This window comes from Tenebrionibacter intestinalis, from assembly GCF_016632365.1.
Taxonomy (GTDB): domain Bacteria; phylum Pseudomonadota; class Gammaproteobacteria; order Enterobacterales; family Enterobacteriaceae; genus Tenebrionibacter; species Tenebrionibacter intestinalis.
In genome coordinates, this window is record NZ_JAEPBH010000020.1 from 66400 (window position 1) to 76704 (window position 10305).

General features: G+C 53.0%; 10 protein-coding genes. 4 read left to right on the forward strand and 6 right to left on the reverse strand.

The genetic code is table 11. The annotated features are described in order from the left end of the window. Positions 1 to 279 precede the first annotated feature (279 nt). A complete protein-coding gene (cysM, locus tag JJB97_RS09335) occupies positions 280 to 1191 on the forward strand; it encodes a cysteine synthase CysM (RefSeq protein ID WP_238713754.1) in 912 nt (303 codons plus the stop codon). 510 nt (positions 1192 to 1701) lie between these two features. Here the strand turns inward: cysM and crr are convergent. The 5 genes from crr to cysZ all read right to left on the reverse strand — a co-directional run bounded on the left by crr (position 1702) and on the right by cysZ (position 6550). Beyond that, positions 1702 to 2205 carry a PTS glucose transporter subunit IIA gene (gene crr / locus JJB97_RS09340; protein ID WP_238713755.1) on the reverse strand — a complete coding sequence of 168 codons (504 nt, stop codon included), beginning with the start codon at positions 2203 to 2205 and terminating at the stop codon, positions 1702 to 1704. Positions 2206 to 2248: 43 nt separating this feature from the next. Next, on the reverse strand, positions 2249 to 3976 hold the full coding sequence (gene ptsI, locus JJB97_RS09345) for a phosphoenolpyruvate-protein phosphotransferase PtsI (RefSeq protein ID WP_238713756.1): 1728 nt from the start codon (positions 3974 to 3976) through the stop codon (positions 2249 to 2251). A gap of 47 nt (positions 3977 to 4023) precedes the next feature. Continuing rightward, the gene (ptsH, locus tag JJB97_RS09350; protein WP_238713757.1) at positions 4024 to 4281 is read right to left on the reverse strand and encodes a phosphocarrier protein Hpr; all 258 of its coding nucleotides are present in this window, start codon (positions 4279 to 4281) and stop codon (positions 4024 to 4026) included. 378 nt (positions 4282 to 4659) lie between these two features. Further along, positions 4660 to 5631, reverse strand: a complete 972-nt coding sequence (gene cysK, locus JJB97_RS09355; protein WP_238713758.1) for a cysteine synthase A — start codon at positions 5629 to 5631, stop codon at positions 4660 to 4662. A gap of 157 nt (positions 5632 to 5788) precedes the next feature. Beyond that, on the reverse strand, positions 5789 to 6550 hold the full coding sequence (gene cysZ / locus JJB97_RS09360) for a sulfate transporter CysZ (RefSeq protein ID WP_238713759.1): 762 nt from the start codon (positions 6548 to 6550) through the stop codon (positions 5789 to 5791). A gap of 230 nt (positions 6551 to 6780) precedes the next feature. Here cysZ and zipA point away from each other — a divergent pair, with 230 nt between their 5' ends. The 3 genes from zipA (at position 6781) to JJB97_RS09375 (ending at position 10084) form a co-directional block, all read left to right on the forward strand. After that, entirely contained in the window at positions 6781 to 7782 is a 1002-nt protein-coding gene (gene zipA / locus JJB97_RS09365) for a cell division protein ZipA (protein WP_238713760.1), read from the forward strand. A 66-nt stretch (positions 7783 to 7848) separates the two neighbouring features. Then, complete coding sequence (ligA, locus tag JJB97_RS09370; RefSeq protein WP_238713761.1) at positions 7849 to 9867, forward strand: NAD-dependent DNA ligase LigA; 2019 nt, start codon at positions 7849 to 7851, stop codon at positions 9865 to 9867. A 1-nt stretch (position 9868) separates the two neighbouring features. Further along, entirely contained in the window at positions 9869 to 10084 is a 216-nt protein-coding gene (locus JJB97_RS09375; protein WP_238713762.1) for a DUF3820 family protein, read from the forward strand. A 14-nt stretch (positions 10085 to 10098) separates the two neighbouring features. Here JJB97_RS09375 and JJB97_RS09380 read toward each other — a convergent pair. Then, positions 10099 to 10305 (reverse strand): hypothetical protein (locus JJB97_RS09380; protein WP_238713763.1); only part of this gene is annotated, 207 nt, incomplete at its 5' end.

Below are 10305 nucleotides of genomic sequence, written 5' to 3' on the forward strand. Positions count from 1 at the left end.
GATGGGCGACAGCGTTTGCCGTCACGCTGAGGATTGACTATTTGGCGCAAGGTTTTGCCGGTTTTCTGTAATTAGCGGCCGTCAGGCCGCTTGAGACGGCTGACAAACCCCATCCTGTCGTAGACAGAATGGATGAAAAACAATAAAAAATAAGGAAAATCAAAGCATTGTTTTTCACCTGATTACTACAAAGAAGGAAAAACCCCCGTTTTTTCCTTCTTTGTCAACAAACTGCAGCGGCCGCCAGGCCGCTTTTTTCATGACATGGATATGATACACGTGAGCACATTAGAAAGCACAATCGGCAATACGCCGCTGGTTCGCCTCCAGCGTCTGGGGCCGCAGAACGGCAGTGAAATCTGGGTAAAGCTTGAAGGTAATAACCCAGCGGGTTCGGTGAAAGATCGTGCGGCGCTGTTTATGATAAATGAGGCGCAGCGGCGCGGCGATATTGCGCCTGGCGACGTGTTGATTGAGGCGACCAGCGGCAATACCGGTATTGCGCTGGCGATGATTGCGGCATTAAAGGGCTACAGGATGAAACTCCTGATGCCTGACAACATGAGTCTTGAACGGCGTGCGGCAATGCAGGCGTATGGTGCGGAGTTGATCCTTGTCAGCAAAGCGCAGGGGATGGAAGGGGCGCGTGCGCAGGCGCAGGAAATGGCGGCGCGCGGCGAAGGAAAAGTGCTCGATCAGTTTAATAATCCCGATAACCCTCTGGCCCACTACTGCACCACGGGACCGGAAATCTGGCGGCAGACGAAAGGGCGCATTAGCCATTTTGTTTCCAGCATGGGAACCACTGGCACGATTACCGGGACCTCACGTTTTATGCGTGAGCAGAACAAGCCGGTGCGAATTATAGGCCTGCAGCCGCAGGAAGGCAGCAGCATACCCGGCATCCGACGCTGGCCGCAGGCGTGGATGCCAGGCATCTTTGACGCTTCTTTGGTTGATGAAGTGCTGGATATTTCTCAGGATGAAGCGGAAAACACCATGCGAATGCTGGCGCGACAGGAAGGGATTTTTTGCGGCGTCAGCTCCGGCGGCGCAGTGGCCGGGGCGCTGAAGGTGGCGCGGGGCAATCCGGGATCGGTGGTGGTCGCGATTATCTGCGATCGCGGTGACCGTTATCTGTCAACCGGCGTGTTTGGTGAAGAAAGCTTTGCGCAGGGCGCAGGCATTTAACCTCGCGCGGCTTACTGAACGCTGGCGTCGGTTTGCGCAATCAGGCGGCGGTGCTTCGTAATGCGCACCGTGTATGGCTTGCCGGTAATTGCGGAGAATGCAACCTTATCCTTAACCTAACTGGCTGAATTGATTCGGGGGCGGGTGATTTTAAGCTTGAGCCGCAGGTATGAACGGCTTCATCACGGGCGCGTCCTGCCGTTATGGATAACCGTTGTCCCGGTTGCCGACTGCGCGCGCCGGGCATTGCCTCAACGCGCGCTTTTTTATGCGCGTTAAGTTTTGCCCGGGCGCGGAAGCCTGCGGCGACAGTATTTTTCTATCGTCATGATATTTCTTGTAAGTCTTTGTTTTTTTAAGATTAAACAGAAGAAGGGCAGCGTTGTGCGGCGAGGGCCGGACGTTTGTTTGCTCAGGATAAGTCTATCCGACAAAACGCTTTGATGTGGCAAGAGGGGATAACCCATAGAAAACGGCGCCTTCAGGCGCCGTTTTAAGAACGTTTTCACATTATTTTTTTATGCGAATGACCGGGGTTTCCCCAACGGTGACGCTACCGGTAAGCTTAGTTAGCTCTTTGATTTCGTCCATGTTAGAGATGACAACCGGCGTCAGCGTGGATTTGGCTTTTTCTTCAAGTAGCGGCAAATCAAACTCAATGACCACGTCGCCTTTTTTCACGCGCTGACCTTCTTCAGCGATACGTTTGAAACCTTCGCCTTTCAGTTCGACGGTATCAATACCGAAGTGGACAAACAGCTCAATGCCGCTATCGGATTCGATAGAGAAGGCGTGGTTCGTTTCGAAAATTTTACCAATGGTGCCGTCAACCGGCGCTACCATTTTGTCGCCGGTGGGCTTGATAGCAATACCGTCACCAACGATTTTCTCAGCAAAAACCACGTCCGGCACGTCTTCAATATTGACGATCTCGCCTGACAGAGGCGCAACAATTTCAATCGTTCCGGTGTCGCTGTTGCCTTTGTCACCGAACAGTTTACTAAATAACCCCATTAACCTTCTCTCCTAAGCAGTAATTTGGGCCGCATCTCGTGGATTAGCAGAGTGTTTTTTCTTCAATGAACTTGTTAACCAGCGTCATTAACTCGTCCGTTGTCGGTTGAGCAAGAGCCTGCTCTGCTAAAACCTTCGCATCTTCGAAGTTCGTATTACGAATAATCTTCTTGATACGCGGGATAGAAATGGCACTCATACTGAATTCATCCAGCCCCATCCCCAGCAACAGAAGTGTAGCACGTTCATCACCAGCAAGCTCACCGCACATGCCGGTCCACTTACCTTCTGCATGGGATGCGTCGATAACCTGTTTGATCAGGGTCAGGACCGAGGGCGACATCGGCTGGTACAGATGCGAGATCATATCATTACCACGATCTACGGCCAGCGTATACTGTGTTAAGTCGTTGGTTCCGATGCTAAAGAAATCTACTTCTTTAGCCAGGTGGCGGGCAATCGTTGCAGCCGCCGGGGTTTCTACCATCACGCCGATTTCAATGCTTTCGTCGAACGCTTTGCCTTCTTCACGCAGTTCGGCTTTATAGCCTTCTATTGCCTGCCTGAGCGTGCGAACTTCTTCAACAGAGATAATCATCGGGAACATGATGCGCAGTTTACCGAAAGCCGAGGCGCGCAGAATAGCACGCAACTGGTCGCGCAGGATCTCTTTACGATCCATCGCGATGCGGATCGCGCGCCAGCCCAAAAATGGGTTCTCTTCTTTCGGGAAATTCATATACGGCAGCTCTTTGTCGCCGCCGATATCCATAGTACGTACAATAACGGCCTGAGAACCGCAGGCCTGTGCAACGGCCTTATAGGCTTCAAACTGCTCGTTTTCAGACGGCAGTGAATCGCGATCCATGAACAGAAATTCGGTACGATACAGACCCACGCCTTCTGCGCCGTTGCGCTCAGCGCCAGCGACGTCGCGCACGGTGCCGATATTGGCGCAAACTTCAACCTGATGGCCGTCAAGCGTAATAGCAGGCAGGTCTTTAAGCTTCGCCAGTTCTGCTTTTTCTGCCGCTTCCTGAGCCTGGATTTTGCGCAGTGCGTCTATCTCATCATTAGTAGGGTTGACGTAAACTTTATTGTTAACCGCATCGAGGATGAGATAGTCGCCGTTTTTTACCTGGCTTGTGATGTCGCCGGTGCCCACGATAGCAGGCAGTTCAAGCGAGCGCGCCATGATAGAGGTATGAGAAGTGCGCCCGCCAAAGTCAGTAATGAAACCTAACACTTTGTTCAGGTTAAGCTGCGCGGTTTCAGACGGCGTCAGGTCAGCGGCGACCAGAATGACTTCTTCCTGAATTGCGCTAAGATCGATAATCGCCAGACCCAGAATATTGCGCAAAAGACGCTTGCCGATGTCGCGCACGTCAGCGGCGCGTTCTTTCAGGTATTCATCATCAAGCTCTTCCAGGGCAGTGGCCTGGCCTTCGATAACATCGTATGCCGCCGCATCGGCAGTAACGAGCTTATCTTTTATCAGGGCTATGATTTCCTGCTCCAGCTCCTCATCTTCCAGCAACATAATATGGCCTTCGAAGATGGCTTCTTTTTCTTCGCCAAAGGTCTCCCCGGCTTTTACCTTGATGGCTTCAAGCTGGGTGGCTGCCTTCGCGCGTCCGTCCAGGAAACGTTCAATCTCTTGATCAACCTTGTCGGCAGAAATCTTTTTCCGGTTGATGACAACCTCATCTTCTTTCAGCAAAAGCGCTTTGCCAAAAGCGATACCCGGGGATGCTAAAATGCCTGAAATCATAACCCTACCTTACTTATGACTGATATTAATTCCGAACCCGGGTAAACTTATTCGAGCTCTGCCATCAGCTTAACCAGATGCTCAACGGCTTTCTGCTCGTCTTCGCCTTCTGCTGAGATGGTCACAACGGTACCCTGAGTCAGCCCCAGCGTCTGCAGTTTGAACAGGCTTTTTGCGCTTGCGCTTTTACCGTTGGAGATAACAGTAATCTCAGAAGTGAAGCCTTTTGCTTCTTTTACAAACTGAGCGGCAGGGCGGGTGTGCAGACCGTTTGGCGCGGTAATGGTAACTTCTTGCTGAAACATTATATTTCCCCAACTTAATAGGTTTAGTGTTGTGGTACTAAAGTCTAGCCTGGGGGGCAGACTTTAGCCTGTAATCGTTCGGATGCCGACAGCGGGCGACACAGTGATGCTAAAACCTCGGTTATGGCCTTAGCGCTGCGATTTCCGCTTTGGTTAGCCTGCGACTATTATGCCGCGTAATCCCCTTCGGTACCAAACCAGTAAATCGATTCAGCCCAAACGGACAAAAAACCGAGTAATTTCGCGCATCAAAATAATTTGCAGGTTAAATACCAGAGCGATGGGGGCTGAGCAATGCCGGGGTGGGTAAAAGTTTGAACTGCGCCACAAAAAAGCGCCTTCAGTGGCGCTTTTTTGTGCTTTATCGGCAAACTGGCATTACTGTTGCAGCTCTTTTTCCGTAAAGAGATCGGCAAACAGCGCGGTGCTCAGATAACGTTCGCCGGAGGAGGGAAGAATAACGACGATGGTTTTATTCTTAAGGGCTTCATCTTCCTGAAGCTTGAGTGCGGCAGCTACGGCAGCCCCTGACGATATCCCCGCCAGAATGCCTTCTTCTTCCATCAAGCGCCGAGCGGTGGAAATGGCCTCTTCGTTGGTGATGGCGACCACTTTATCCACCAGGCTGAGATCGAGGTTGGCGGGAATAAAGCCTGCGCCAATGCCCTGGATTTTATGCGGGCCGGGTTTAATTTCCTCTCCTGCCAGCGCCTGGGCAATAACAGGAGAATCGACAGGTTCAACGGCGACGGTAATAAGGTCGCTTTTCCCTTTGGTGTTTTTCAGATAGCGGCTGACGCCGGTGAGCGTGCCGCCGGTGCCGACGCCGGAGATGAAAATATCGACCTGGCCGTCGGTATCTTCCCAAATTTCCGGGCCGGTCGTTTTTTCATGAATTTCAGGGTTAGCGGGGTTGCTGAACTGTTGCAGTAAAACATACTTTTGCGGATTGGTGGCGACAATCTCTTCTGCTTTCTGAATCGCGCCTTTCATCCCCTTCGCGCCTTCGGTAAGTACCAGGTTGGCGCCCAGCGCCTTAAGCAATTTACGTCGTTCAATGCTCATGGTTTCTGGCATCGTAAGCGTCAGCCTGTAACCGCGCGCCGCAGCGACATAAGCCAATGCAATACCGGTGTTGCCGCTGGTCGGTTCGACCAGCTCCACATCGGGCTTTAGCAGACCGCGTTTTTCGGCGTCCCAAATCATATTGGCGCCGATGCGGCATTTAACGCTAAAAGCTGGATTACGGGATTCAATCTTTGCCAGAATGCGGCCGTTACCAATGCGGTTGAGCCGGACCAGCGGCGTATGGCCGATAGTCAGAGAATTGTCTTCATAAATCTTGCTCATGGCCTTTCCTTAACTGAATGAATTTTACCGTTAACCAGCATACTGATACAGAATTTATGCGAAAGTAAGTAATTAGCATATCGTTATGCTGGAGTGAAATAACGCTTCCTGGTATGGAATAAAACGAGAAGACCGCTCTGCGTCTTTTATGGCGGCCTTAACGCCAGCGCGCGTGCTGGTTGCGATAGCAATCCACCCACATTGCGGTCGCGCCGCATACGGCTACGGGCATGATGACCAGATTGAGTATCGGGATCATCGTAAAGAGGCTGGTCAGCGCGCCGAACTGCATATTGATAAATTTGCGTTCGCGCAGCGCAACGCGCATTTCAGTAAACGGCACTTTGTGGTTGTCAAATGGATAGTCGCAATACTGGATAGCGAGCATCCAGGCGCTGAAGAGAAACCAGACGACCGGCGCGGCGGTTTGCCCAAAACCGGGAATAAAAAACAGCGCCAGCAGCACAAGCGCGCGCGGTAGATACCACGCAAGCTTTTGCCATTCGCGCTTGAGGATACGCGGCAGGTCTTTTATCAGGTCCACTACGCCGGTATCCGGCGGGGCTGCGCCGGTCAACCGCGCTTCAAGCTGCTCGGCCAGCAGCCCGTTAAAGGGGGCGGCAATCCAGTTGGCAAGCGTGGAAAAGAAATAGCCGAAAACGAGCAGCAGCGACACGACCGCCAGCGGCCAGATCAGGTAACTGAGCCATTGTAGCCAGTCAGGCGTTATCGCCATCAGCCTGGCTATCCAGCTCTCCATGCGAGTAAACAGCCACCAGAAGGCGCCTCCCATCAACAGGATATTGACCAGCAGCGGCAGAACGACAAAACGGCGAATACCGGGCTTTTTAATTAATGACCATCCCTGAGAAAAATAGTAAAAGCCGCTGCGCGGGGGAATGTTGTTAGGGGCAACCATAATCAGCTCATGCTCCTTAAATTCAGGCAACCTGTTCGATAGCCTATTATATTTGTCGTATAAACGATGATGAATAGGATAACTACCTCAGAAATGGTCGAAAAACCAGCATTAAAACCATCTTCCTGCGGAGAACTAATAGGGTAGACTTGCACTTCATCACCAGGACAAATACTCTTAGTCGTAGATGTTTGCCGCTGTGGCAAAGTGTTAGAACAACAGAGAATATAATGATGCAGGATTTGCGTCTGATATTAATCATTGTTGGCGCGATAGCCATCATCGCCTTACTGGTTCATGGGTTGTGGACCAGCCGTAAAGAGCGTTCGTCGATTTTCCGCGAGCGTCCGAACAGGCGTGCAACATTGCAGCGCGATGACGATATGGGTCTGGAAGATGATTTCGAAGAAGGCGTCGGCGAAGTGCGCATTCGACGCGTTGAGACGCCTCATGGCGATCGTGAGCCGCCTGCCGCGCCTTCGCATGATTATCAACCGCCTTATGCGCCCGCTCAACCGCGCCCGCAGCCGTCTGCCCAGGCTTCAGCGGTACGCGAACCCGGTTTCGCGCCAGGCGAACCTCAACCTGAATTGCGCCCTGCGCAGAATCAGGAAAAGCAGGCAGCTCAGGAAACGCAGCGCCGTCCGGTTGAGCCGGTCACGCCGCCGATGGTTGAGCCAGACGTGAAGCTTCCACAGCCGCCGATTAAAACGCTGTCGCCTGAACAGGAAGCGAAGCTTGTGGCTGAGATTGAAGCCGAATCCAAAGCCGCCGCGCAGACTCAGCCGGCACAGCAGCCTTCAACGCGTAAAGAGGCCGTTATTGTAATGAATGTGGCAGCCCATGCAGGCAGCCAGCTTAACGGCGATGCGCTGCTTAGCAGCATCCAGCAGTCGGGCTTTCAGTTTGGCGATATGAACATTTTTCATCGCCATCTCAGCCCGGATGGCAGCGGCCCGGTACTTTTCAGCCTTGCAAACATGGTAAAACCCGGTTCCTTTGATCCGGAAAACATGCACGATTTTATGACGCCGGGCGTGACCATCTTTATGCAGGTGCCGTCTTACGGCGATGCATTGCAGAATTTTAAGCTGATGCTTCAGTCCGCTCAGCACATTGCTGATGAGGTTGGCGGTGTTGTGCTTGATGACCAGCGCCGGATGATGACGCCTCAGAAATTGCGTGAGTATCAGGATACGATTCGCGAGGTTATCGGCACGGCGCATCACTAAGCCGGGCGGAAATAGTTTCTTGCTGAACCCCCGCTTGTCGGGGGTTTTTTATCGTGATGGTGCGATATGAATTTAATTGAAGACGAACTAACACAGTTGCGAACCACGCTTCGCCATCATGAATATCTCTACCATGTGCTGGATGCGCCGGAGATACCCGATGCCGAATATGACCGCCTGATGCGTGCGCTGCGTGAACTGGAGGCGCAGCACCCTGAACTCATCACGCCTGACTCGCCCACGCAGCGCGTAGGCGCGCAGCCTCTGACACAGTTTACTCAGGTACGCCATGAAGTGCCGATGCTGTCGCTTGATAATGTGTTTGATGAAGAAAGTTGGCAGGCGTTTTATAAACGCATTCAGGACAGGCTACACGATGAGGCGGAAATAACTTTCTGCTGTGAACTGAAGCTGGATGGCCTGGCCGTCAGCCTGCTTTATGAAGATGGCCTGCTAACCCGAGCCTCAACCCGCGGCGATGGCGCAACCGGTGAGAATATTACCAGCAATGTGCGTACTATTTACGCTATTCCGCTGCGGCTGCACGGTGAGGATATACCTCGGCGCGTGGAAATTCGCGGTGAGGTGTTTCTTCCTCAGGCGGGCTTTGAAAAGATCAATGAAGAGGCGCGGCGTACCGGCGGTAAGGTCTTTGCCAATCCGCGTAATGCTGCCGCAGGTTCTTTGCGCCAGCTTGACCCGCGTATAACCGCGAAGCGTCCGCTGACGTTTTTCTGTTACGGCGTGGGGTTACTGGAGGGAGGCGAGCTGCCAGCCAGCCATTTTGAACGCTTACAGCGATTTAAATCCTGGGGGCTGCCGGTTAGCGATCGTGTTTGCTTATGCACGGGTTCGGACGGTGTGTTGGCATTTTACCATCAGGTTGAGCAGGCGCGTTCAACGCTGGGTTTCGATATTGATGGCGTAGTCGCTAAGGTCGATGCGATTCCGCTTCAGGAAGAACTGGGATTTGTGGCGCGAGCGCCGCGCTGGGCAGTGGCGTTCAAGTTTCCTGCCCAGGAACAGATGACTACAGTGCGCGATGTGGAATTTCAGGTTGGGCGCACGGGCGCGATTACGCCGGTAGCCCGTCTGGAGCCGGTGCAGGTTGCGGGCGTGCTGGTAAGCAACGCAACGCTGCATAATGCCGATGAAATTGAGCGCCTTGGTCTGCGCATCGGCGATCACGTTGTTATCCGCCGTGCGGGCGATGTGATTCCGCAGGTGGTAAATGTCGTATTGTCTGAGCGCCCTGACGAGACGCGTGAAGTCGTATTTCCGGCCCATTGCCCGGTTTGCGGTTCTGATGTGGAACGTGTGGAAGGCGAGGTTGTTACGCGCTGTACAGGGGGGCTTATCTGCGCGGCGCAGCGTAAAGAGGCACTGTGGCACTTTGTTTCACGCCGTGCAATGAATGTTGACGGTATGGGCGTGAAGCTTATCGATCAGTTGGTGGATAAAGAGTATGTGAAGACACCGGCCGATTTGTTTGGTCTGTCGGCGGGGATCCTGACCGGACTCGACAGGATGGGGCCAAAGTCGGCGCTTAATCTGGTCAACGCGCTGGAGAAAGCAAAAGAAACGACCTTTGCGCGCTTTTTGTATGCGCTTGGCATTCGCGAAGTGGGCGAAGCCACTGCGGCCGGGCTGGCGGCGCATTACGGCACGCTGGACGCGCTGATGGCGGCAAGTATTGAAGATCTTCAGCAGGTGCCTGATGTCGGTATTGTTGTGGCTACTCACGTCTTTAATTTCTTTGAAGAAGAGAGCAACCGCGAGGTTATCGCTGAGCTGACGGGGAAAGTTGGCATTCACTGGCCTGCGCCAGTCGTGGTGAAAGCGGAAGAAATTGACAGCCCGTTTGCCGGTAAAACGGTGGTGCTGACAGGCTCGCTTAGCCAGATGTCGCGCGATGACGCAAAGGCGCGTCTTGTTGCGCTGGGGGCGAAAGTGAGCGGCAGCGTTTCGAAGAAAACGAATTTAGTCGTCGCCGGTGAAGCCGCAGGTTCGAAACTTGCGAAGGCGCAGGAGTTGGGTATCGACGTAATTGATGAAGCAGAAATGCTGCGTTTACTCGGAGAGTGAGATGGAAAAAGAGCAGCTTGTTGAGATTGCCAACTCGATTATGCCGTTTGGTAAATATCAGGGCAGGGCGCTTATCGATCTGCCGGAAGAGTACCTGCTGTGGTTTTCCCGTAAAGGCGAGTTTCCGAAAGGTAAACTCGGCGAGCTGATGGCGCTGACGCTGCTGATTAAAACGGAAGGGCTGGAACAACTGGTAAAGCCGCTTAAGCGCGCTTAGCCTGCCAGGCCGCGTTATAGGTTATAGCAATAATGCCGGTCGGTATGTTCACTGAGCGGCATTTTTACGGGCCGGATACGTGAAACTGTCAACGGGATATGGCGCAACGAGCGTTGCGGCGCTATTAAAGATGCCATTGCACCGAAGGTGACCTGCTGGCAGGGAAGATACGCTGAGCTAACGGTTCGAATCATCAGCCATTGCGCATAGCAAAAAGGCGC

Bases quoted from the DNA above. Each gene is read 5' to 3' on its own strand.
- crr (WP_238713755.1), bottom strand. From the start codon at position 2,205: ATGGGGTTATTTAGTAAACTGTTCGGTGACAAAGGCAACAGCGACACC.
- ptsI (WP_238713756.1), bottom strand. From the start codon at position 3,976: ATGATTTCAGGCATTTTAGCATCCCCGGGTATCGCTTTTGGCAAAGCG.
- ptsH (WP_238713757.1), bottom strand. From the start codon at position 4,281: ATGTTTCAGCAAGAAGTTACCATTACCGCGCCAAACGGTCTGCACACC.
- cysK (WP_238713758.1), bottom strand. From the start codon at position 5,631: ATGAGCAAGATTTATGAAGACAATTCTCTGACTATCGGCCATACGCCG.
- cysZ (WP_238713759.1), bottom strand. From the start codon at position 6,550: ATGGTTGCCCCTAACAACATTCCCCCGCGCAGCGGCTTTTACTATTTT.
- zipA (WP_238713760.1), top strand. From the start codon at position 6,781: ATGATGCAGGATTTGCGTCTGATATTAATCATTGTTGGCGCGATAGCC.
- ligA (WP_238713761.1), top strand. From the start codon at position 7,849: ATGAATTTAATTGAAGACGAACTAACACAGTTGCGAACCACGCTTCGC.
- JJB97_RS09375 (WP_238713762.1), top strand. From the start codon at position 9,869: ATGGAAAAAGAGCAGCTTGTTGAGATTGCCAACTCGATTATGCCGTTT.